The sequence below is a fragment of the Pacificitalea manganoxidans genome (assembly GCF_002504165.1).
GTDB classification, from domain to species: Bacteria; Pseudomonadota; Alphaproteobacteria; order Rhodobacterales; family Rhodobacteraceae; genus Pacificitalea; species Pacificitalea manganoxidans.
This window is the reverse complement of sequence record NZ_CP021409.1, coordinates 26,115-48,937: the sequence shown is the minus strand read 5'-3', so window position 1 is coordinate 48,937 and position 22,823 is coordinate 26,115. Positions and strand designations below refer to the sequence as shown.

The following is a 22,823-nucleotide window of genomic DNA, read 5'->3' as shown; positions in this document are numbered from 1 at the left end:
ATGGAACGCCTAGATTTTGAACAATGTGCAGGGACTGTGGAGTTAACGATTTGTTGCCGTAACGTTCGGGGATCGGCCGGTGCCGAATCACCCCTCTGGGGCCTTCAACCAGGTGTATCGAGAGTAACGACATGAACATTCAGACCTTCCGACAGGCCAATCATGGCGGACGCATGACCAAGTGGAAGGGCCGCACCGCGTCGATGGCCCCCGCGCTTCTGACCGTATCGGTGATCGCTCTCGGGGCGGGCATGGGTGAGGCGCAGGTCGTCTATGACGAAGCCTTTACCGAGCCGCAGACCGTCACCGAAGATGTCGACGTGACCGTGACGGAAGATGGCTCCATCGCGATCACGGGCACCACGGACGGCGCCGCGCTGACGATCGAGGTGGATGGCTATATCTCTGACGTCGTGCTGAACGGCCCGCTGAGCAACACGGATGCCGTGACGACGGACCGCGCTGCCGGGCTTCGCGTCGGGCAGGCGCTTGCCGGGACCGTCACCGCCAACAGCACGATTGATGTGAGCGCCGTCACCAATAGCGGCTCCTTGCTCCTTGTCGGGATGGAATTTGGCAGCCCGACCGAGAGCGAAAGCCTGTCGGGCACCGTTTTGAACACGGGTATCATTACCGGTTCGGCGGTCGTTGAGACCGGGTCGGGATTGGCCTCAGCCTTGGGGATCTTCGTTCGGGACGAGGACATGACCGGCACGGTCACGAACACCGGAACCCTCGATCTGTCCGGGTCCGCATTCAACGGCACCGCCGCCGCGGGGGGGATGGCGGCCGGGTCGCTACGCGGCACCGCCCTTATGGATAACGCCGGAGACATCACCGCGCGCGCCAGTTTGGAGGGCGGCACTGCCGCCGCCGGGGGGATGATTAGCTTTGGCGCGCTGGAAGAAGGCGCGACACTGCTCAACAGCGGCACGCTCGACATCAGCGCGACGGCCACCATCGGTGAACTTTTCGTCGGGGGTATGATTGCGGGTCCCGGTGGTAGTGGTGAAGTCGCCGGGACGGTGTCCAACACCGGCACCATCGAGGTCGCCGGATCGCTGGAGAACGCGATATTCGACACCCGTATTTTCGGTATCCGGGCTGACGGTGTCCTGACCGGTTCGGTGGTCAATGACGGAAGCGTCACGCTTGATGCGAATGTCGGAAATGTGTCGGAACTGCTCCTGGTCGATGGTCTCTCCGCTATCGCGGGCATCGGCGAGGGGGCCGCGCTGACGAACAACGGAGCGCTCGACATGAGCGTGGATCTGGGCACCAGCTCCGGGCTGACGATCATCGCGGGGATGAACACCATCGGCCCTGTCGAGGGGACGATGGAGAATACCGGCACGATGGAACTCGACTACGGGTTCAGCGGCGCAGCCGGGGAAAATCTGTTCGTCGGCGGCATGATGGCCGGGAATACCCTTCTGGGGCAGATGAGCAACAGCGGCACCATCACGCTCGACGCGACTGCCGAAAACTCCGCCGTCGCGGTTTCGGTTGCGGGCATGGGCGTCGGCTATGTGAGCGATCTTACGGAGGTGGGCGATCAGTCGGGCACGTTGTCCAACAGTGGCGAGCTGTATGTGACGCTGACGGGCGCGCCATCCGATACGAGCATGCCGGCGGGGCTGATCGGCTACGGCATCGCGACGCAGAACGTCACCGAAACCGGCGTTGTCGAGAATTCCGGCGTGATCGTCACCGCCGTCGAGTTGACGCAGGACGCGACGCAAACGCAATCCGGCTCGATCAGCGCATTCGGGATGGTGGCGGATACCGTGTCCGGGCGGGTGACGAACTCCGGCACCGTGACTGCGGATGCCTTGATCGACGGGGATAATCGGTTCGGGTTCGTCGCTGCTGCGGCAGGTTTGGTGACGGATGAGGTCACCGGCACCGGCGTCGTCGAGAACAGCGGCAGCATCCGCGCCGAAGCAAAGACGATGGGTCAGGCACAGGACAGCTACCTGCAGGCCGAAACCGATGGTGTGACGGTGGGCGAGATCCTCGGCACGATCACCAATAGCGGAGAAATCGAAGCGGTGGCCCATGTCGAAGGCACGGCGTCGCGGTCGATGTCCGCCGAAGCGACGGGCCTGCGCGGCACCGATATCGCAACCAGCGGAACGGTGACCAACAGCGGCACGATCACGGCGCTGGCCACGCTGGACGGTCAGGTGGCGTCGGACTCCTATATGGGGCGGCCGATGTATGAGACCTACGCGATCAGCTTTGATCGTGCGCTGGCCGAGGCGACCGGCATGCATGTCGGCGCGGTCGATGGCGGTCTGATGAACAGTGGCCGCGTTGTCGCCACGGCGAACGCGACGGCGGAGACGTTCTTTTTCAACTTCGAGAACACGACCCAGACACAGGCCCAGGCGCGTGGTGTCGAAATGGACGATGTGTCCGGGCTGTTCGACAATGGCGGCAGCATCGAGGTGAGCGCCACCGCCGATGGCAGCACCCCGCGCGGGACATGGGCCGAGGCCACCGGCGTCTTGGCCAGCGGTGTCACGCCATCGGGCGCGGTCTACAACGACGGCAGCATCGACGTCATCGCGGCGGCGACCGCCACGACGCCGTTTGGTCCCATCGAGCACTCAGCCCAGCCCATGTCGGCGTTCAATGAGCCGATGGAACCCACGCTCATGATCATCGGTCCGATCGGGCCGTTCGGCGGGGCGTCGGCGCAGGCCGTGGGCCTGTCATTGGGCAAGGTCGCGGGCGTTGCCGGGAATGATGGCGTGATCACGGTCACCGCCGAGGCACAGACCGATCCGGAGGCCTTGGGTGGCACGGCATCGGCCAGCGCCACCGGGATCTTGCTCTCCGGGACCGACGACGGGGCGTTTATATTCAATTCCGGCGCGATCGACGTGCAGGCCACCACCATCCAGAACGGCCCCAATGGGGCGCTGGACAGCTATGCGGCGGGCCTGTCGGCCATGACGCATAATGGTGTATTCCTGAACACGGGCACGGTCACCGTCTCTGCCGCCACGCAGGCCACCACGATGACGAATAGTTCCTCCGACAGCGTTGCTGCGGTGGGTCTGAATTTCGGCAATGTGGGCGAAACGGGCGTGGTCGCGAACTTGGGCTCCATCGTCGTCGATGCCCAGAATGTCGGGACGGGCTTCAATGTCGACAGCTCGGGCATCGCGATCGCCAATCTCGACGGACGTCTGTTCAACAGCGGCACGATCCTGAGCACCCTGAACGGCGACGCGGGCAACGCGATCACCGTGTCGGACGGCACCGGGGTGGTCGAGATCGAGACGAGTTCGTTCTTTGCCGGGCGGCTGTCGCTGGGCAACGAAGAGCTGACCGTGCGGTCGGTCGAAGGCACAGCGCCGTTCTACTGGACCTTTGACGAGATCCCCGACAACGTGACGCTGGAAAACGAGGGCGGGCCGCAGCTCTATCGCAGCGGCAACGTGGTCGCGACGCTGGAGCCGGGGGTGACCTCTGCCGCCAGCGGGATGATGGCCGCCGATGTCGCGGGCTTCGGCTTTGGCGCGGTGTCCGCGTTGCTGTCGGGTGCACCTGCACCGGGGGCAATCGTGGCGCGGGCCCAGACCGAAACCGCGCGCCTGTCGACCGGCGGGCTGGTGCGGGATGTCCCGGCTGCGGCCCCTGCACCGGTGCCTGCCGCGCCGTCGCTGGGCGGCAGCCCGATGCTGTTCGTGCAGGGCGATTATGTGTCCCGCACCATCGACAACGACGACAGCAGCGATCTGGATTACGACATCGGCGGTCTGACGGCGGGTTACCTCAACCGGCTGGATAACGGGATCGGCTATGCCGTGTCGCTCAGCGGGTTCGAGGGCGAAGGCTCCGTCGACACGATGCTGGGCGAAGACCGGGTCGAAAGCTCCGGCGTGGTGCTGGGCCTTTACGGCAACACCGCGTTGGGCAACGGCGTGGCGCTGACCTTTGGTGCCAGCTTCGGTCGGATGTCGAACGAGACCAGCCGCACGGTGAACGACAACCTCGCCCCCGGCGGGATCGGCGAAATCGAGAGCGAATATGACTCTAGCTTCGTCAGCCCGGCGGTGGAGTTGTCCTACGCCACCCAGACCGGAAACGTCCTGCTGCGGCCCTATGCGGGCTACCGCTACACCCGGTTGAACGTGGATGGCTACGAGGAAACCGGCGGCGCGACGGCCATCGGCTATGGGGATCGCGACATCGACGTGTCTGATTTCACCATCGGGGTCGATGCCTCCACCCAAGCGGGGCCGGGTGTTCTGACCGGGTCGCTGGAGGTGCTGCGCCGCGAGGTGAGCGAAGACGGGCTGGAAGTGGCGTTCGTCGGCACGGATGCGACGCTTGCCTCGGCGGCGACCGACTTTACCGCGGTCGAGGTCGGCGTGGGCTATGGTGTCGAGCTTGGCACCGGTGGGCTCGACTTCAAGGCGTCGGGGCTGTTCGGCAACGAGGGCGTTTCGGGCTACGGCGTGTCCGTAGGCTACCGCATGTCGTTCTGATCCCGACACGGACGTTGCGATGACGAAGGGCCGCGGCACGGGCATGTGCCGCGGCCCTTTTCATGTCCCGGACCACCGCCGCGGCGGTGCTGCGATTGCGACTGTCGCCGCGGCGGGGCAGGGGTCAGATGATCGGCTTGCCCCCGGTCACGGCGATGGTCGCGCCGGAGGTGTAGCTGGAGATCGGGTCCGCCAGCATCACATAGGCGGAGGCCAATTCCGCCGGTTGCGCGGGCCGCTCCATCGGATAATTCGCGCCGAAATTGGCGACCGAGTCTTCGGGCAGCGTGGCGGGGATCAGGGGCGTCCAGACCGGCCCCGGCGCCACGCAATTCACGCGGATGCCGCGTGACGCCAGCGATTGCGCCAGCCCGCCGGTGAAATTCTGGATCGCGCCCTTGGTGCTGGCATAGGCCAGCAGGCCCGGATTGGGCATGTCCGAATTGACCGAGGCGGAATTGATGATCGCGCCGCCCTGTTTCATCAGCGGCACCGCCGCCTTGGACAGATAGAACATGGCGTGGATATTGGTGCGGAAGGTCGTGTCCCATTCGTCGTCCGAGATGTCTTCGAACCGGTCGAAATGCATCTGATGGGCGGCGTTGTTCACAAGAATATCGAACCGCCCGAACGCCTCATGAGTGCGCGCGACGATATCGCGGCAATGGGCGGCGGACTGGATATCGCCGGGCAGCAGCAGCGCCTTGCGCCCGGCCTCTTCGACCAGATCGCGGGTGCGCTCGGCCTCGGCATCTTCCGACAGGTAGGAGATCGCCACATCGGCCCCTTCGCGGGCAAAGGCGAGCGCCACGGCGCGCCCGATGCCGCTATCGGCGCCGGTGATGAGCGCGGCCATGCCCGCCAGCCGGTCCGAGCCGCGATAGCTGGTTTCGCCGTGATCGGGTTCGGGGCGCATACGGGCGCTGCTGCCGGGGAGGTCTTGGGTCTGCTTGTCAAAGGGGGGTTTGGGGTAATCCATGATCCTGCTCCTTTCGTTGATCCGACAACGACAGGGGCGCGGAGGATGTTCCGGCAAAGGCGCGCGGGTCCGGGGCAGGGGGCGGATCGCCGCGCAAGCCCCCCCGACGGAACGGGCATCGCCGGGGGGGGAGGGGATTACTTCGGCGGCGCGGCCATCAATTCCAGCATGGCAAGGCTCAGCGCGCGCACGGCGGTCGGAATGCAGGCCTCGTCGAGGTCAAAGTCGCTTCGGTGCAGCATGGTGCGGTGATGCTCCAGCCGGGAGCCGATGCGCAGATGCGCGGCGGGCTTGCGCGAGGAAAATTCCGCGAAATCCTCGCTGCCCATCGAACCTTCGGGCAGTTCGATGACATTCTCGGCGCCGATGATCTTGCGCGTGGCGTCCAGAACGGGGTCAAGGATCGTGCGGTCATTGACCACCGCCGGAACGCCGGTGTGGAAAATGGGCGTGATCTCTACCCCGAATTGCGCGGCGACCCCGGCGCATTGGGTTTCGATGGCGGCGCGGATCTGGTCGCGCACGGCGGGATCCTGACTGCGCGTCGTGCCTTCCAGCCGCAGGGTATCGGGGATCTGGTTGCGGGCGGTGCCGCCCTCGATCCGGCCAATGGACAGCACGGCGGCAGACAGCGGCGCGACCTGACGGCTGACGATGGTTTGCAGCCCGCTGACCAGCGCTGCGCCCGCCACGATGGGATCGCGGGCCAGATGGGGATGCGCGCCATGCCCCGATTTGCCGCGGATCTCGATATCGAACGGATCGGTGGAGGCAAAGGCCGTCTGCGGATGCCACCCGATCGTGCCCGCCGGGATCAGCGGCCAGTTGTGATAGCCCAGCACGATATCGGGGTCGCAATGCTCGAACAGCCCGTCCTTGAGCATCGCGCGGGCGCCGCCCAGACCCTCCTCGGCGGGCTGGAAGATGAACATCGCGCGCCCCGGCAATGCGCCCAGACGCGACAGCACCCGGACCACGCCCAGCAGGATCGCGGTGTGGGCGTCATGGCCGCAGGCATGCATTTTGCCCGGCACGGTGGACACATAGTCCGGGGTGCCGGTTTCGTGGATTGGAAGCGCGTCGAAATCGCCGCGCAGCGCGATGACCGGGCCGGAGCCGTCGCCAATGGTGGCGCAGATGCCGGTTTCGCCATAGCCGGCGGTAAAGCTGACACCGGCCTTCTCCAACTCCTCGCGGATCATGGCGGAGGTCTTTACCTCCTCGAAGCCCAGTTCGGGGTTCTGGTGCATCCAGCGGCGGATGCCGATCAGCTCTTCCGTGATCTCTGCCGTGATGGCGTCGATTTCGGGGACAAGGTTGGTGGCGTGCGACATGGGATTCCTCGGTCAGCAGGGGAGCGCCCCTCCGGCGAAAGCCGGAGGGAAGATCCGTGTCATGAGTGGTGGTGATGGTCGTCGTCGTGAGTGGTGGACCGGCGGCTTAATTGCCGCCGATTTCGACGATCTGGGTGTAGATCTCGTCCCCCCAGATTGCGGTGCCCAGTTCATCGCGCACCGATTGGGTCGCCTCGATGAACGGAGCCTTGTCGGGATAGGTCACGGTGACGCCTGCCGCTTCCATTTCGGCGAGGATGGTTTCCTGCTCCTGCGGCAGGGCGGCCTCGATCACCTTGGTGGATTCGTCATTGGCGCGGGTCATCAGCGCGCGGTCGTCTTCCGACAGGCCCTGCCAGAAGCTTTCCGAGATGGTGACATAGGCGGGCTTCACGATGTAATCGACCATCGCAACGCCGTCCTGCACCTCGTGGAATTTCTGCGCATAGATCGTCTCGATCGGGTTTTCCTGCCCGTCGACGATGCCGGTTTGCAGTGCGGTGTAGACCTCGGCAAAGGCCATCGGCGTCGGGTTGGCGCCAAGCGCGGAGAGCGATTTGACGTAGTAGTCCCGCTCCGGCGCGCGCAGCTTCAGGCCCTTCAGATCGTCGATGGTGTTGATGACCTTGTTGGCGCTGATCTGGCGCGGGCTGCGCGGCATGAAGCCCAGCAGGCGGACCATGTGTTCATCGACCAGACGCTGATTCCACTCCTGACCGAAATCGGTGTCGAGCACCTCTTTATACTTGGCGATGTCGCTCATCAGATAGGGCAGGGCGAGGTATTCGATTTCCTTCAGGCCCGGATCGCCGGAGGCAAGGATCTGGGTCGAACCGAGCGCCATTTGCGAATAGACTTCCTTGGGCTTGCCCAGCTGGTCACCGGGGAAGATCGTCACGGTGTGATCGGAATTGGCCTCGACCACTTCCTTGAATTTCTCGGCCCCCGCGTAAGGCGCCTCGCCGGGCTGGGCCCATGTCGCGTAGCGGATTTCATCCGCCTGCGCGGCCAGCGCGGTGGTGGTCAGAAGAGCGGCGGCAATCGCTAATTTTTTCATGTTTTATTTCCCTGTTTTCTGCATGGCCGGAATTTTCGGGTCGCTGTCGCGGAAATGGGCGATGAAGTCGGTGCAGAACGCCACGAGGTGCTCCACGATCCGTTTGCCTTTATCCGCGGACGAGCCCGCAGGATCGCCGGCCACGATCCCGTCGGGGCAGCGGTCGTCGACGTTGACCGGCATGCCGATTTCGATGTCTTGGAATTTCACCCCCGACAGCCCGGCGACAGGCAGCCCGGCCAGCGTGCCGGGTGTTTCGGGCAGCTTGGCCCGGTCCGCATGGGTCAGTTGGGGGAAGTAATGCATATAGACGGAGGTCACCGGATCGCCGCCATGGGCAAAGGCTTTCTTGCCGAAATCGCCGTGTAGTTCGGTCCACAGCGCATCGGGCAGCGACCGCCACAGGTTGATGCAGGGCACCAGCAGGCCGTAGCGTTTGCGCACGTCGCGAATGACCTGATCGACCAGCGGGTAATTGCCGCTATGGCCGTTGAGGATGACAATGCGGGTGAACCCGTGATCGAGGAAATTGGCGAGAATGTCGGTCAGCGTCGCGCGGAACGCATCCGCCGACAGCGCGATGCCGCCGGGCACGGTGCGGAAATATTCCGCATAGCCAAAGGGCAGGGTGGGCGCGGCCACGGCGCCCGCCGCCTGCGCCACCTCGGCGGCGACCTCGCGGGTCAGCATGAAATCCCCCATCGGCACCATCGGCCCCTGAATTTCCTGCGAGCCGAGCGGGATCAGCACCACGGGCTTTTCCTCGGCGCGGCTCCACGCGGCGAACTCCTCGAAGGTCATGTTTTCAAGAAGGTGTTTTTGGTCAGACGTCATGGGAGGCTCCGTTCGGCTCACAGGCCGAAGACGAGATTGGGAAGGAAGAGGCTGATCTGCGGGAAGCAGACCAACAGCACGACCGCGATCACCAGCGGCACGTAGAAGGGCAGCATCGCGCGCACCATTTGCAGGTGGCTGATCTTGGCGATGTCCTGCGCGATGAACAGCAGCACCCCCACCGGCGGGGTCGCGCCGCCGATGATCAGCACGAACACCATGATCACCCCGAAATGCACCGGATCGATGCCGAATTGCAGGATCACGGGCACAAGGATCGGGGTCAGGACGATTTCGGCGGAGGAGGCGACCATCAGCAGGCCCACCCCCAGCAGCATCAGCACGATCAGGAACAGCGCGATCAGCGGATCTTCGGAGACCGAAGAGATGGAATTGGCGATGGCCAGCGGCACGCCTTCGCGCACCATGATCCACGAAAACGCGGAGGCCACGGCGATGATCGACAGGATACGCGCGGTGCCAAGCGCGGTGGTGGTCACGGCGCCGACCATGTCGCGGATGCTGACGTTTTTGTAGATGAAGCCCAGACACAGGGCATAGAGCACGGCGACGGCGGCGGCCTCGGTCGGGGAAAAGATCCCCAGCAGGATGCCGCTGACGATGATGACCGGGAACATCAGCGCGGCAAAACCCTGCGCCACGGCGCTGCGCAGTTCGGGGAAGCTGGCGCGCTCATACCGGGGCAGATCGGCGAAGCGGGCGTAGAAATAGGTAAACGCCATCTGCGTGCCGATGATGACCAGCCCCGGCACGATCCCGGCCAGCAGCAGCCGCCCGACCGACACATTGGCCAGCGTGCCATAGATCACCAGCGACACCGACGGCGGCACCATCGGCCCGACCATGGACGAGGCCACGGTGACGGCGGCGGAGAAGGGCGCGGGATAGCCTTCGCGCTTCATCGCCGGGATCAGCACGGAGCCAAGCGCGGTGGTGTCTGCAGTGGGGGAGCCGGACATGCCCGAGAAGATCAGCGAGGCAAAGATATTCACCTGCGCCAAACCGCCATGGATATGGCCCACGCAGACCCGCGCCAGATTGATGATCCGGTCCGTCAGCTTGCAGGCGTTCATCAATTCCCCGGCGAGGAAGAAGAACGGGATCGCAAGGATCAGAAACGAGTCGATGGAACTGGTCATGCGCTGGGTCAGCAGCGCCAGATTGATGTCGGAGAACCAGAAATAGGTCATCGACGCGGTGCCGATCGCAAAGACCAGCGGCATTCCGGTGAACAGCAGCACCAGCAGCAGAACGATAATGAGGGAGGTCAGCATGGGGCAGCCTTACATCGCGTCGTTTTCGACATGCGTCGGATCGATCCGGGACAGGCCCGGACGGCGGTAGAACATCCGCGCGAGAATGCCGATCACCATCAGCACGCAGCCCACGGTGGCGGCGAGCCGGATATGCCCGATCTTCAGCGGCAGGGCGGACATGTCCTGCATCATCTCGATCTTGACCAAGGTGATGGAGTGCCAGCCCAGCACGCTGAGAAAGCCCAGCGACACCACCGCATTGAACACCCGCATGGCGGCGCGCAGACGGGGTGGGGCGGCTTTCAGGAACACTTCGACATTCAGGTGGCGCCCGTCATAGCAGACGGCCGAAGCTCCGATGAAAGTGATCCAGACGATCAGCAGCTTTACGAATTCCTCGCTCCAGATCAGCGGCGCGTTGAACGCGTAGCGCATCACGATTTGCAGCAACGTGGTAAAGACGACCACGCCCAGCAGCGCGGAGATCAGCCACCGGATCGGTGCGAAAAGGTCGAGAGGTGTCTTGGGCTTCATGCTCATTCCAGAGTTGATGGGGGCAGACCAGCAGCCTTGCGCTATTATGTCTAATATATGAATAGTATGTATTGTTCTGTTTGAAGGAATAATGCCATGAAAGGCGTTGAAATCCGGCATCTGCGCTATTTCATGCGCGTGGCGCAGGAATTGCACTTTGGCCGGGCTGCCGAAATCCTGGGCGTTAGTCAGGCGCCGCTGTCGCAGCAGATCCGGCAATTGGAGGAACGCATCGGCGTTCGTCTGTTTGATCGCACCACCCGCACCGTCACGCTGACCCCCGCCGGACATGCGCTGTTCGAGAAGTCGGGCGAGGCGCTGATGGGGTTCGAGGAGGCGATCGACGAGGCGCGCACCGTCGGCGGGCTGAAAGCCGGGCGGCTCAGCATCGGGGCGATGTCCTCTGCCGTCTATTCCATCCTGCCGGCGGCGTTGCAGGCGCTGTCGCAGCGCGCCCCGGCGGTGCAGCTTGATATGTGTTTCCATACCACCGAGGAGCAGTTGCCAATGCTGGCGAGCCGCTCCATCGACGTGGCGTTCATCCGGCCCCCGCGCAGCATGAGCGGGCTCAACACGCTGGAGGTGCACCGCGAAGGCTTCGCCGCCATCGTGTCTGCCGCGTCGCCCCTTGCCGCCCGGCGCAGCCTGCGGATCGAGGATCTGCGGGACGAGAAATTCATCGGCTTCAGCGACATTCGCGGCATTGGGTATCAAGACATCGTCTATCAGCATTGCCGCGCCGCCGGGTTCGCCCCGCAGATCGTGCAGCGGGTCAGCCATACCAAGGCCGTCGCGGTGCTGGTGGCCGCCGGGCTGGGCGTGGGGATCGTGCCGCGCTGGGTCGAACACGAACCCATCGACGGGCTGGTGGTGCGCCCGCTCACCGATCTGCCCGAAGCGATTTCGCTGGTGGCGGCGTGGCGGACCGAAGGGCTCAACCCGTTCGTCGATCTGTTCATCCAATGCCTGAAGGAGCTGCCCCGCCCATGACATGCCCCCGATCTTCCCGATCCCCCCGATGCATCGGATGCCTGCCCGGCCCACCCGGCGACACCCGCTTGCGTTTGGCGGCGCGGGCCCGGACAGTTTCGCCCATCGGATCACCTGCGGAGGCCCCATGACCAGACCCAGCCGGCAGCGCGAGCGGATCGCGCAGATCATCGCCTTGCTGGATGTGACCCCGGCCCTGCATCTGCGTGACTTGGCGGATCAGATCGGCGTGGCGGAGATGACGCTGCGCCGGGATGCGGCGCGGGCCGATTCCGGGTTTTCGTGCCGGGGCGGCTATGTGGTGCGCGATCGCAGCACCGAACATTACGACTTCGACACCCAGATGAGCCGCGCCATCGAGGCCAAGCGCCGCGCCTGCGAAGTGGCTCTGGAACAGGTGGCGGACGGCGCGGTCGTGTTTCTGGATACCGGCACCACGCTGCCACATCTGGCCCGGCTTCTGGCACGGAGCGGCGCGGGGCGAATCGTCACCCATTGCTTTACCACGGCGGATATTCTGCAGGGGCGGTCGCGGGTGCCCGTGGAGTTCATGGGCGGCGAGATCAAATCCGAAACCCGGTCCTGCCACACGGCGGATCCGGTGGCCCGGCTGGCGCCGCTGGCCATCGATGTGGCGTTTCTGTCGGCGGGCGGGATCGACCGGGACGGGCGTTTAAGCTGCTCACACGACTATGAGTTGAGCCTCAAGAAGTCCCTGATTTCGCTGTCGCACCGCTGCTACACCGTGATCGACGAGGGTAAGATCGGCGCGCGCAAACCCGTCGTCTTTGGGCAGGTCGAAGACCTGAGCGGCGTCATCACCGAGCAGGGTCTGCATTCCGCCGGGGCGTTCAGAAAGCGGTTGACACCGGCGGCCGGGAGTTAGAGGTTCGGGGTGGTTATGTTGCGATCCTAACAAAACTCGCAACATTATGTTCGGCGTCGCAAGCCGACGTCACTGACGCGGACGAGGGGGTCCGCAGATAGATTGGGAGGATAGTTCATGAAGTTCGGATTCATTTCGGCGGCTGCGCTGCTCGTGGCTGCGGCAGGCCCCGGCTGGGCTCAGCAGATCGTCAATATCGACAATGTCGATCCCGAGGCGCTGGCCTCCGAGGAAGAATACTCCATCGCCACCGTGGTGAAGGTCGACGGCATCGCGTGGTTTGACCGTATGCGCGACGGCGTGAAGCAGTTCGGCGAAGACACCGGCAATGACACTTGGATGGTTGGCCCCTCGCAGGCCGATGCCGCCGCTCAGGTGCAGCTGATCGAGAACCTGATCGCGCAGGGCGTGGACGCCATCGCCGTTGTGCCCTTCTCCGTCGAGGCGGTCGAGCCGGTGCTGAAGAAAGCCCGCGATCGCGGCATCGTCGTGGTCAGCCATGAAGCGTCCAACATCACCAATGTCGATTACGACATCGAGGCGTTCGACAACCTCGCCTATGGGGCGGAGCTGATGGACAACCTCGCCGCGCAGATGGGTGAGACCGGCAAATATGTCGCCACCGTCGGCTCGCTGACCTCCAAGTCGCAGAACGAATGGATCGATGGCGCCATCGCCCGTCAGGAAGAAGCCTATCCCGACATGTCGCTGGCGACCGAGCGTCTGGAAACCTACGACGACGCCAACACCGACTACACCAAGCTGAAAGAAGCGCTGACCGCGCATCCCGACATCGCCGGTGTCGTCGGCGGCCCGATGCCCACTTCGGCAGGTGCCGGTCGCCTGATCGCGGAAAGCGGTCTTCAGGGTCAGCTGCACTTTGCAGGCACGGGCCTGCCGTCTGTGGCCGGTCAGTATCTGTCGAACGGCGATATCGACTACATCCAGTTCTGGGACCCGGCTGTCGCGGGCTACGCCATGAACCTGATCGCGCTGAAAGAACTCAAAGCGCGCGCAGCGGGTGAAGATGCGGGCATCGGTGCTGGCACCGATCTGGGTCTGGAAGGCTACACCGATCTGCAACTGGCCGAAGGCGCCAACGCCAAGGTTCTCTACGGTGCAGGCTGGGTCGGCGTGACGAAAGACAACATGGCCGATTACGACTTCTGATCCCGGTTCAGGGTTCAAGTCCGACGGATGGCGCGGCGGCTGCTGCGCCATCCTACCCCCGGCCCGTCCGGGGTGCCTCCCCCCGTATTGCCGCTGGTCCGGCCTTTGGGTCTGTGCGCCTGCAAAACGGCCTGACAGGAGATTTCCATGCCATCCGCTCCTTTGATCGAGCTTCGCAACGTATCCAAACGATTTGGCGGTGTGCGGGCGCTGGACGACGTGTCGCTGACGCTCGACACCGCGCGCATCCATTGCCTTGCCGGTGAAAACGGCTCCGGCAAATCGACGCTCATCAAGATCGTCTCCGGGGTCTATCAGCCCGACGAGGGCGAAATCCTGATCGACGGCAAACCGGTGGGTAAGCTCGATCCCGCCACCTCCATCGCGCATGGCGTGCAGGTGATCTATCAGGATTTTTCGCTGTTCCCGACGCTGACGGTCGTGGAAAACCTCGCGCTCAATTCGTTCCTGCGCGAAGGCCGCCAGCGCGTCGATTGGCGCCGGGCGCGCAAAATGGCGCGCGAGGTGCTGGCGCGGCTCGATGTGAAACTGGATCTGGACGCGACGGTCGAAACCCTGCCCGCAGCGGGGCGGCAGATCGTGGCGATCGCCCGCGCCATGCTGGCCGATGCGCGGCTGATCATCATGGATGAGCCGACGACGACCCTGACGGGCCGCGAGGTGGAACGCCTGTTCCGCATCGTGCGCGACCTGCAGGACCAAGGCATCGCAACGCTGTTCGTCAGCCATAAGATGCGCGAAATGCTGGAAATTTCCGAGCACCTGACGGTGTTCCGCAATGGCAAGAAGGTCACCGAAGGCCCGATTTCCGAGTTTGACGAACGCGCCATCACCCGCGCCATGACGGGCCGCGATCTGCATCAGGGCCGGTTCGCCGCGCCCCACACCACCGGCAAAACCCCCCGGTTGGAGCTGCGCAACGTCGCGGTCGGGGATAAGGCGCAAGACATCAACCTGACCCTGATGCCGGGCGAGATCGTGGGCCTGTCGGGCCTGATCGGCGCCGGGCGCAAGGCCATCGCGCAGGCGATTTTCGGGCTGCGGCAGGACATGACCGGCGAAATGCTGGTCGATGGCCAGCCAATCGCCCCGGCCTCGGTCCCCGATGCCATCGCCGCCGGACTGGCCTATGTGCCCGAAGACCGGCTGTCGGAAGGTCTGTTCCTGACCCGCTCCATCCGGGACAATTCCATCGTCTCGTCGCTGGCGCGCTTTGCGCCGCGGCTGTGGCTGAATTCCGACAAGGCCGCCGCCGAAACCCGCAAGATGTTCAAGGAAATGGCCATCTCCGCCCCCGGCATCGACGCGCCTGTGGGCACCCTGTCGGGCGGCAACGCGCAGCGCGTGATGATCGGGCGCTGGCTGATGACGGATGCAAAAGTGCTGATCCTGAACGGGCCCACCGTGGGCGTCGATGTCGGCTCGAAGGAGCAGATCCACGGCATCATTCAGGATCTGACCCGCAAGAACGATCTGGCGGTGCTGATGATCTCCGACGACATGCCGGAGCTGGCCGCCAACTGTAACCGCGTGCTGTGCATGCGCGAGGGGCGCATCACCGGCGAGCTGTCGGGCGCGGCCCTGACCGAAGAGGCGCTCGACGCGGCGCTGTCGAAAGAGACACTGGGAGAACCGGCATGAGTTTCCTGCGCAGTTCGGACGCGATCATTCTGGGCATCCTCGCCGTGGCGATGGTGCTGATCGGTCTGGTCAATCCGGCCTTCTGGCAGATGTCGAACCTGTTCAGCCTGCTGAAATCCAACGTGGTGATCGGCATCATGGCGCTTGGCGTGCTGCTGGTGATGATCTCCGGCGGGATCGACGTGTCGTTCACCGCCTTCGCGGTGGCGGGCATGTATCTGGTGGTCAAGGTGATGGTCGCGCTGGACTATAACGGCGTCATCCTGCCGTTCATGTCGGCGACGCTGATCGGCGGCCTGCTGGGCCTGATGAACGCGGGCATCATCCACCGGTTTTCAATGATACCGCTCATCGTGACATTGGGCACCGCGTCCGTCGTGCGCGGTCTGGTTCTGGGCCTCGTCGGCACCTCCAATGTGAACATCAACAAGATGCCCACCGCGCTGATCGAGTTTGGCAAAACCGATCTGCTGGTGCTGGAGCGGGCGAACGGCTCCACCTACGGGCTGACCGCGATGGTGGCGGTCTATCTGGGGCTGGCGCTGCTGCTGCATCTGGTGCTGAAACACACGATGATCGGGCGTTCGGTCTATGCCTACGGCGCCGATCCCGAAGCGGCCAAGCGCGTGGGCTTCTCCACCGGGCGGACGATGATCTTTGTCTACGTCACCGCAGGCGCGCTGGCGGGGTTCTCGGGGCTGCTGCATTCGTCGATGATCTGGCTGGCCAACCCACGGGATTTCGTCGGGCTGGAGCTTGACGTGATCGCGGCTGTGGTGCTGGGCGGCGCGTCGATCTTTGGCGGGCGCGGCACCGTGCTGGGCACCGTTCTGGGGGTCTTCATCCTGGTGATGATCCAGAATTCGCTGATCCTGATGGGGATCGACACGACATGGCAACGGGTGGTCGTGGGCGGCATGCTCATCGCGGCCGTGACCGTGACCGCGCTGCGCGACCGCCGCGCGCTGGTATGAGGGGGCAGACCATGACTAGCCAGACGAAGTCCGAGCCGCGCGGCTCGATCCTGTCGGGGATGCTGTCGGACGAGACGGCGCGCACGAACCTGCTGCTTGGGGCTATCTGCATCGTGGTGCTGGTAGCGATGACGGCGATGCGCCCGAACATGTTCCTGTCATCCTACAATTTCGAGTCGATGGCGTTTTTCATGCCCGAACTGGGCATCCTGTCGATTGCGATGATGATCGCGATGCTGACTGGCGGCATCGATCTGTCCATCGTGGGCGTCGCGAACCTTGCCGGGATCACAGCGGGCACGCTGTTTGGCATGATGGCGGGGGAAAACGGCTCCTCCGTGCTGGGGCTGGGGCCGGTGGCGCTTGGCGTCTGCGCGGCGCTGGTGGTCGGGCTTCTCGCCGGGCTGCTCAACGGGTTCCTGATCTCAGTGCTGAAAATCACCCCCATTCTGGCGACGCTGGGCACGGGGCAGGTGTTCATCGGGCTGTGTCTGGTGCTGACGGGGGGGCCGGCCATCGTCGGGTTCCCGGCGGGCTGGAACGCCATCGGCAACGGCAAGATCGCGGGCCTGCCTGTGCCGCTGCTGCTGTTTGTGGTGATCTGCGTCGGCCTGTCGCTGCTGCTGGCGCGGACATCGTTCGGCCTGCGGCTCAAGATGATCGGCACCAATCCGAAAGCCGCCGTTTACGCCGGGGTGCGCCGGGGGCAGATGATCGTCTGGTCCTACATGCTGACCGGCGGTCTGGCAGCGATGGCGGGGATCTTGCTGTCGGCGCGGACCAACGCGGCCAAGTCTGACTATGGCTCGTCCTACCTGTTGCAGGCGGTGTTAATCGCGGTGCTGGGCGGGACCAATCCGGCAGGCGGGCGCGGCAATGTCATCGGGGTGGCGCTGGCGCTGATTTCGCTGACGCTGCTGTCGTCGGGCTTCCAGATGATGCGCCTGTCCAACCACCTGATCGATTTCGTTTGGGGCGGGTTCCTGATCCTTGTCATCGCGCTCAATTCATGGCGCCGGCATCGGAGGGCGTGACATGATCGTGCACGTTCCCCTTCCCCGCAGCCGCTTCACCGACGCGGAAACCGAGGTGGCGCGCGGCGCTGGCTTTACCGCGACGGCATGGCGCAATGCGCTCGGCGTCGAGATGCTGGCCGTCGACACCCCGCGCGGGCGGGTGGTGATGCTGCCCTATATGGGCCAGATGCTGTGGGACGCGACCTTTGACGGGGTGCGGCTGACCATGGACAGCGCGTTTGCCGAGCCGCGCCCGGCGCAGAGCATCGTCGAAACCTATGGCTGTCTGGCCTTCCATAGCGGGCTGCTGCGCAATGGCTGCCCCGGCCCCGAGGACGATCATCCCCTGCATGGCGAAATGGCCTGCGCCACGATGGACGCCGCATGGCTGGAGATCGGCGAGGATGCCGACGGCGCGCTGCTGCGGCTGGGCGGGCATGTCGATTACATCCGCGGCTTCGGGCCGCATTACCGCGCGCGGCCCTCGATCGTGCTGCGCCACGACACCCGGATCGAAATGGGGATGGAGGTCGAAAACCGCTCCGCACTGCCGATGGATCTGATGTATATGTGCCATGTCAATTTCGCCTTCGTGGCCGACGGGCGCATCCATCAGGCCGCGCCCTATACGCCGGAGCGGACCCGCGTGCGCCATGAGATCCCGGCGCATGTGCAGCCGACCGCCAGCTACCGCGCCTTTCTCGACCGGCTGGCCGACGATCCGCGCGAAAGCGCCACGCTGGTGCAGCCGGATCGCTGGAACCCCGAACAGGTGCTCTATATCGACAGCCCCGCCTGCGATGCGCGCGGCGACAGTCACGCGCTGCTGGAGCGGCCACAGGGCGACGGGTTCGTCATGACATGGAAGCCGGAGGAATTCGGCCATCTGGTGCGCTGGATTCTGAATGGCGAGGATGCCAGCGTCGCCGCTTTCGCGCTGCCCTCCACCTGCGAGCCGGAGGGCTACACGGCTGAGCAGGCCAAGGGCAATCTGCGCAGCGTCGCGCCCGGCGCGACCGCCCGTTTCACCACGCGCTTTGGCTATGCGGGACAGGCGGAAACCGCCGCCCTTGGCCGCGCGATCGCCACCCTGAATGAGGAGGACGCCTCCGATGGCTGACGCATCTCAACCGGCCAATATCGCGGTCATCGGGTCCAACATGATGGACCTCATCACCTATATCGACCGGATGCCCGACCGGGGTGAAACCGTCGAAGCGCCGGATTTCGCGATGGGCTTCGGCGGCAAGGGCGCCAATCAGGCGGTCGCCGCCGCGCGTCTGGGCTCAAAGGTGATGATGGTCACCTGCGTGGGCGACGATGCGTTCGGGCCGCAGGTGATCGACAACCTTGCGCGCAACGGCATCGACACGACCCATGTGCGGCAGGTGCCGGGCAAGGCCTCCGGCGTCGCGCCGATCTTTGTCGAGAAGGACGGTGAAAACGCGATCCTGATCGTAAAGGGCGCCAATGCCGATCTGGGCCCCGATGACATCGACAAGGCCGCCGAGGCGCTGCGCGGCACCAGTGCCATTTTGCTGCAATTGGAGGTGGAGCCTGAGACGGTCTATCACGCCGTGGCCTTTGGCGCGCGCGAAGGTATCGCCACGATCCTGAACCCCGCCCCCGCGCGGCGCGATCTGGATGTGGCGCGTCTGGCCGGGCTCGATTGGTTCTGCCCCAATGAAAGCGAACTGGCGCTGCTGTCGGGTCTGCCCACCGGCACCGATGCCGAGGTGACGGAGGCCGCGCGCAGCCTGATCGCCCGTGGCATCGGCAACGTGGTGGTGACGCTGGGGGGCCGGGGGGCGCGCTGGATCACGGCCGATGCGGTGACCGAGATCGCACCCGTGCGGGTCACGCCCGTCGATACCACCGGGGCCGGGGATGCGTTCATCGGCAGCTTTGCGCATTTCCTTGGCACTGGGGCCGATCCGGCGCAGGCGCTGGAGCAGGCCGCCCGTTTCGCCGCGCTGTCGATCACCCGGCGCGGCACCCAGTCAAGCTATGCCACCGCGGAGGATTTCTCTGCTTTCGCCCCTGGGTAAGGTCGCCCGGCGCGAGCTTACCCGCGGGTAAGGTTCGGGGGCCGGTCCCCCGCACCCCCCTTATTCGCCGCGCCGAGAGCGGTCCCCGACCGGAGCCACACGGCCCCGGACCGGAGATGCCGTGCCCGCCGCGCTTCCTGACCAAGGAGATACGCAATGACGACGAAGACTGATCTCAAGACCGGGCTGGAGGCCGCGCAGGTGCCCGCGTTGAGCACCCCCGATGAGCCGCACCGCAACCCGGTGATGCCGCTCGATACCGCGATGTTCGAGGGCCACAGCGTCAACCGCTCCGCCGCCGAACGGCGCTGCGCGACGCTGGCCGGGCGGCGCAGCGTCAAGAAGGACTACCAAGCCGCATGGCTGGTCAACGCGATCCGCTGCATCGATCTGACGACGCTGGCGGGCGACGACACCCGCGCGCGGGTGCGGCGGCTTTGTGCCAAGGCGCGGCAGCCGCTGGCGGGGCATATCCTCGACGGGCTGGGCCTGCGCGATCAGGGCGTGCAGGTCGGCGCGGTCTGCGTCTATCCGACGATGGTGGGCCATGCCGTCGCCGCGCTGGACGGCTCCGGCATCCCGGTGGCGTCGGTCGCGACCGGCTTCCCCGCCGGGCTGATGCCGCTGCATCTGCGGCTGGAGGAAATCCGCTGGGCGGTGGCCGAAGGCGCGCAGGAGATCGACATCGTCATCAGCCGCGAACTGGCCCTGACCCGCAACTGGCAGGCGCTGCATGACGAGATCGCCGCCATGCGCGAGGCCTGCGGTGCCGCGCATATGAAAGCGATCCTTGCCACCGGCGAATTGGAAACCCTGTCCAATGTCTATGCCGCCTCGATGGTGGCGATGCAGGCGGGCGCGGATTTCATCAAGACCTCGACCGGTAAGGAAGGCGTCAACGCCACGCTGCCGGTCAGTCTGACCATGCTGCGGGCGCTGCGCGATTACGGGCAGATCACCGGCCATCGCATCGGCTTCAAACCCGCGGGCGGGATGAAGCACGCCAAGGAGGCGATCGCGTGGCAGGTGCTGATGAAAGAGGAACTGGGCCGTGATTGGCTGAACCCCGATCTGTTCCGCTTCGGCGCCTCCTCGATGCTGGCCGATATCGAACGGCAGCTCGATCACCACGTCACCGGCCGCTACGCCGCGTCCTCGCGCCATGCGCTTGCCTAAGGAGTTACCAGATGACCATTGCACAGATCCTCGGCACCATGGACTACGGCCCCGCTCCCGAAGATGCCGGTCCCGCCCGCGCGTGGCTTGCCGCGCATGAAGACGGCTTCGGCCATTTCATCGACGGCGCGATGACCAAGCCCGCCGCCCTGTTCGAGGTGCGCGACCCCGCCCGCGATGTGGTGCTGGCCCGCGTCAGCCAAGGCAGCGCCGCCGATGTGGATGCCGCCGTCGCCGCCGCGCGCGCCGCACAGCCGGGCTGGGCCGGGCTGTCGGGGCACGACCGCGCCCGTCACCTTTATGCGCTGGCGCGCCATGTGCAGCAGCACGCGCGCCTGCTGGCGGTGCTGGAGACGCTCGACAGCGGCAAGCCGATCCGCGAAAGCCGCGATATCGACGTGCCGCTGGTGGCGCGGCATTTCTACCATCACGCAGGCTGGGCGGAGATCCTCGACGACGAATTGCCCGGCCACAGCGCGCATGGCGTCTGCGGTCAGATCATTCCGTGGAATTTCCCGCTGCTGATGCTGGCGTGGAAAATCGCGCCCGCTCTGGCCGCTGGCAACACCGTGGTGCTGAAGCCTGCCGAATACACCCCGCTGACCGCGCTGGCCTTTGCCGAGATCGCGATGGAATGCGGGCTGCCGAAGGGCGTCATCAACATCGTCACCGGCGATGGCGAAACCGGCGCGGCGATCGTGGCGCATGACGGCATCGATAAGCTGGCCTTCACCGGCTCCACCGCCGTGGGCCGCAAGATCCGCGAACAGTCGGCGGGCACCGGCAAGGGGCTGACGCTGGAACTGGGCGGCAAATCGCCGTTCATCGTGTTCGAGGATGCCGATCTGGACGCGGCGGTCGAAGGCGTGGTGGATGCGATCTGGTTCAACCAAGGTCAGGTCTGCTGCGCGGGTTCGCGCATCTTGGTGGCGGAATCCGTCGCGCCCCGGTTCGAGGCGCTGTTGCGCGCCCGGATGGAAACGCTGCGGACCGGCGATCCGTTGGACAAATGCACCGATGTCGGCGCCATCGTGCACCCGACCCAGCTGGAGCGCATTCGCGCGCTGGTCGAGGCAGGCCGCGCCGAGGGCGTGACCCTGACCCAAGGCGCCGCCCCGGCGGAGGGCTGTTTCTACCCGCCGACGCTGGTCACGGATGTCGAACCCGCCAGCGTGCTGTCGGTGGAGGAGATCTTTGGCCCCGTGGTGACGCTCACCACCTTCCGCACGCCGAGCGACGCGCTCGCCTTGGCCAATAACAGCCGTTACGGGCTGGCGGCGAGCATCTGGTCGGAGAACGTGAACCTGTGTCTCGATCTGGCGGCCAAGGTGAAGGTCGGCATCGTCTGGATCAACTGCACCAACGTGTTCGACGCGGGCGCCGGGTTTGGCGGCTACCGCGAAAGCGGCTTTGGCCGCGAAGGCGGGCGGGAGGGGATGATGGCCTATCTGCGCGCCCCGTCGCCTGCGGGTAAGGGTGCCGGTTCGCAGCCCGCCGCGCTGGACACATCGCCCGCTACCGGCATGACGGCGAGCGATATCGACCGCACCGCGAAGCTCTATGTCGGCGGCAAGCAGGCCCGCCCGGACAGCGGCTACAGCTACGCCGTTCAGGGTCGCAAGGGCGCGGTCGGGCTGGCCGGGCTGGGCAATCGCAAGGACATTCGCAACGCAGTCGAGGCCGCCACGAAGGCCACCGGATGGGGCGGTGCCACCGGCCATAACCGGGCGCAGGTGCTGTATTACATCGGGGAAAACCTGTCCGCCCGCGCGCAGGAATTCGCCACCCGGCTGGAAGCCTTCGGCACCGCGCGCAAGGACGCGCAGGCCGAGGTCGACGCCGCCGTGCGCCGCTGTTTCTGGTATGCCGCGCAGGCGGATAAGTTCGACGGCGCGGTGCATGCGACCAAGACCGATTTCGTCACCCTCGCCATGCACGAGCCGCTGGGCGTCATGGGGCTGGTCTGCCCGACCGCGCAGCCGCTGCTGGGGGCGGTGTCGCTGATGCTGCCCGCGATCGCGATGGGCAACCGCGTGGTGCTGGTGCCAAGCCAGACCCACCCGCTGGCGGCGACGGATCTGTATCAGGTGCTCGAGACTTCGGATGTGCCTGCGGGCGTGGTCAACATCGTCACCGGCCCGCGCGATGAACTGGCCCGCGTGCTGGCCGCCCATGATGGCGTGGATGGTCTGTGGTATTTCGGGGCGCGCGACAGCATCCGCGATATCGAACGCGCCAGCGCCGGGAACCTCAAGCAGACGTGGGCGGAGGCCGACGATGCCCGCGACTGGACCACCGCCGCCGGTCAGGGCCGCGGGTTCCTGCACAAGGCCACGCAGGTCAAAAACATCTGGGTGCCCTACGGCGCGTAAGACGGGCGACCG

The 22,823-nt window shown here is 65.3% G+C and carries 17 protein-coding genes; 11 read left to right on the top strand and 6 right to left on the bottom strand.

What is annotated here, in order from left to right:
• Window positions 1-131: 131 nt before the first annotated feature.
• Window positions 132-4,502 carry a beta strand repeat-containing protein gene (locus CBW24_RS17880; protein WP_097374602.1) on the top strand — a complete coding sequence of 1,457 codons (4,371 nt, stop codon included), beginning with the start codon at window positions 132-134 and terminating at the stop codon, window positions 4,500-4,502.
• A 124-nt stretch (window positions 4,503-4,626) separates the two neighbouring features.
• On the opposite strand, the gene CBW24_RS17875 is transcribed toward CBW24_RS17880, so the two are convergent.
• The 6 genes from CBW24_RS17875 to CBW24_RS17850 all read right to left on the bottom strand — a co-directional run bounded on the left by CBW24_RS17875 (window position 4,627) and on the right by CBW24_RS17850 (window position 10,517).
• On the bottom strand, window positions 4,627-5,484 hold the full coding sequence (locus CBW24_RS17875; protein WP_097374615.1) for an SDR family oxidoreductase: 858 nt from the start codon (window positions 5,482-5,484) through the stop codon (window positions 4,627-4,629).
• A gap of 134 nt (window positions 5,485-5,618) precedes the next feature.
• The gene (locus tag CBW24_RS17870; RefSeq protein WP_088664849.1) at window positions 5,619-6,815 is read right to left on the bottom strand and encodes a M20 metallopeptidase family protein; all 1,197 of its coding nucleotides are present in this window, start codon (window positions 6,813-6,815) and stop codon (window positions 5,619-5,621) included.
• Between the two features lie 106 nt (window positions 6,816-6,921).
• Window positions 6,922-7,872, bottom strand: a complete 951-nt coding sequence (locus CBW24_RS17865) for a TRAP transporter substrate-binding protein (protein ID WP_097374601.1) — start codon at window positions 7,870-7,872, stop codon at window positions 6,922-6,924.
• A 3-nt stretch (window positions 7,873-7,875) separates the two neighbouring features.
• The gene (locus CBW24_RS17860) at window positions 7,876-8,706 is read right to left on the bottom strand and encodes a creatininase family protein (protein WP_088664847.1); all 831 of its coding nucleotides are present in this window, start codon (window positions 8,704-8,706) and stop codon (window positions 7,876-7,878) included.
• A 17-nt stretch (window positions 8,707-8,723) separates the two neighbouring features.
• Window positions 8,724-10,001, bottom strand: coding sequence for a TRAP transporter large permease (locus CBW24_RS17855; RefSeq protein ID WP_088664846.1), 1,278 nt, complete (start codon window positions 9,999-10,001; stop codon window positions 8,724-8,726).
• 9 nt (window positions 10,002-10,010) lie between these two features.
• Window positions 10,011-10,517 (bottom strand): TRAP transporter small permease, encoded by a 507-nt coding sequence (locus CBW24_RS17850; protein ID WP_088664845.1) that lies wholly within the window; start codon window positions 10,515-10,517, stop codon window positions 10,011-10,013.
• Window positions 10,518-10,613: 96 nt separating this feature from the next.
• Between CBW24_RS17850 and CBW24_RS17845 the strand changes: the two genes are divergently transcribed.
• The 10 genes from CBW24_RS17845 (at window position 10,614) to CBW24_RS17800 (ending at window position 22,811) form a co-directional block, all read left to right on the top strand.
• Entirely contained in the window at window positions 10,614-11,507 is an 894-nt protein-coding gene (locus tag CBW24_RS17845) for a LysR family transcriptional regulator (protein ID WP_088664844.1), read from the top strand.
• A gap of 127 nt (window positions 11,508-11,634) precedes the next feature.
• Window positions 11,635-12,393: a DeoR/GlpR family DNA-binding transcription regulator gene (locus tag CBW24_RS17840; protein ID WP_198405302.1), complete on the top strand. Its 759-nt coding sequence runs from the start codon at window positions 11,635-11,637 to the stop codon at window positions 12,391-12,393.
• Between the two features lie 117 nt (window positions 12,394-12,510).
• Complete coding sequence (locus tag CBW24_RS17835; RefSeq protein ID WP_088664842.1) at window positions 12,511-13,563, top strand: autoinducer 2 ABC transporter substrate-binding protein; 1,053 nt, start codon at window positions 12,511-12,513, stop codon at window positions 13,561-13,563.
• Window positions 13,564-13,710: 147 nt separating this feature from the next.
• Complete coding sequence (locus tag CBW24_RS17830; protein ID WP_097374599.1) at window positions 13,711-15,225, top strand: sugar ABC transporter ATP-binding protein; 1,515 nt, start codon at window positions 13,711-13,713, stop codon at window positions 15,223-15,225.
• Window positions 15,222-16,199, top strand: coding sequence for an ABC transporter permease (locus CBW24_RS17825; protein ID WP_088664840.1), 978 nt, complete (start codon window positions 15,222-15,224; stop codon window positions 16,197-16,199). The genes CBW24_RS17830 and CBW24_RS17825 overlap by 4 nt, the downstream gene beginning before the upstream one ends.
• 11 nt (window positions 16,200-16,210) lie before the next feature.
• A complete protein-coding gene (locus tag CBW24_RS17820; RefSeq protein WP_097374598.1) occupies window positions 16,211-17,233 on the top strand; it encodes an ABC transporter permease in 1,023 nt (340 codons plus the stop codon).
• A 1-nt stretch (window position 17,234) separates the two neighbouring features.
• A complete protein-coding gene (locus CBW24_RS17815; protein ID WP_097374597.1) occupies window positions 17,235-18,335 on the top strand; it encodes an aldose 1-epimerase family protein in 1,101 nt (366 codons plus the stop codon).
• Window positions 18,328-19,263, top strand: a complete 936-nt coding sequence (gene rbsK, locus CBW24_RS17810) for a ribokinase (protein WP_097374596.1) — start codon at window positions 18,328-18,330, stop codon at window positions 19,261-19,263. Before CBW24_RS17815 ends, rbsK begins: the two co-directional genes overlap by 8 nt.
• A gap of 246 nt (window positions 19,264-19,509) precedes the next feature.
• Entirely contained in the window at window positions 19,510-20,439 is a 930-nt protein-coding gene (gene deoC / locus CBW24_RS17805) for a deoxyribose-phosphate aldolase (protein WP_097374614.1), read from the top strand.
• An 11-nt stretch (window positions 20,440-20,450) separates the two neighbouring features.
• On the top strand, window positions 20,451-22,811 hold the full coding sequence (locus CBW24_RS17800; protein WP_097374595.1) for an aldehyde dehydrogenase family protein: 2,361 nt from the start codon (window positions 20,451-20,453) through the stop codon (window positions 22,809-22,811).
• Window positions 22,812-22,823: the final 12 nt, after the last annotated feature.

What these genes read in the sequence shown, in the direction of transcription:
- CBW24_RS17880 (WP_097374602.1), top strand. Translation starts at nt 132, where the DNA reads ATGAACATTCAGACCTTCCGACAGGCCAATCATGGCGGACGCATGACC.
- CBW24_RS17830 (WP_097374599.1), top strand. Translation starts at nt 13,711, where the DNA reads ATGCCATCCGCTCCTTTGATCGAGCTTCGCAACGTATCCAAACGATTT.
- rbsK (WP_097374596.1), top strand. Translation starts at nt 18,328, where the DNA reads ATGGCTGACGCATCTCAACCGGCCAATATCGCGGTCATCGGGTCCAAC.
- CBW24_RS17815 (WP_097374597.1), top strand. Translation starts at nt 17,235, where the DNA reads ATGATCGTGCACGTTCCCCTTCCCCGCAGCCGCTTCACCGACGCGGAA.
- CBW24_RS17850 (WP_088664845.1), bottom strand. Translation starts at nt 10,517, where the DNA reads ATGAAGCCCAAGACACCTCTCGACCTTTTCGCACCGATCCGGTGGCTG.
- CBW24_RS17840 (WP_198405302.1), top strand. Translation starts at nt 11,635, where the DNA reads ATGACCAGACCCAGCCGGCAGCGCGAGCGGATCGCGCAGATCATCGCC.
- CBW24_RS17865 (WP_097374601.1), bottom strand. Translation starts at nt 7,872, where the DNA reads ATGAAAAAATTAGCGATTGCCGCCGCTCTTCTGACCACCACCGCGCTG.
- CBW24_RS17800 (WP_097374595.1), top strand. Translation starts at nt 20,451, where the DNA reads ATGACCATTGCACAGATCCTCGGCACCATGGACTACGGCCCCGCTCCC.
- CBW24_RS17855 (WP_088664846.1), bottom strand. Translation starts at nt 10,001, where the DNA reads ATGCTGACCTCCCTCATTATCGTTCTGCTGCTGGTGCTGCTGTTCACC.
- CBW24_RS17835 (WP_088664842.1), top strand. Translation starts at nt 12,511, where the DNA reads ATGAAGTTCGGATTCATTTCGGCGGCTGCGCTGCTCGTGGCTGCGGCA.
- CBW24_RS17845 (WP_088664844.1), top strand. Translation starts at nt 10,614, where the DNA reads ATGAAAGGCGTTGAAATCCGGCATCTGCGCTATTTCATGCGCGTGGCG.
- CBW24_RS17820 (WP_097374598.1), top strand. Translation starts at nt 16,211, where the DNA reads ATGACTAGCCAGACGAAGTCCGAGCCGCGCGGCTCGATCCTGTCGGGG.
- CBW24_RS17825 (WP_088664840.1), top strand. Translation starts at nt 15,222, where the DNA reads ATGAGTTTCCTGCGCAGTTCGGACGCGATCATTCTGGGCATCCTCGCC.
- CBW24_RS17870 (WP_088664849.1), bottom strand. Translation starts at nt 6,815, where the DNA reads ATGTCGCACGCCACCAACCTTGTCCCCGAAATCGACGCCATCACGGCA.
- CBW24_RS17860 (WP_088664847.1), bottom strand. Translation starts at nt 8,706, where the DNA reads ATGACGTCTGACCAAAAACACCTTCTTGAAAACATGACCTTCGAGGAG.
- deoC (WP_097374614.1), top strand. Translation starts at nt 19,510, where the DNA reads ATGCCGCTCGATACCGCGATGTTCGAGGGCCACAGCGTCAACCGCTCC.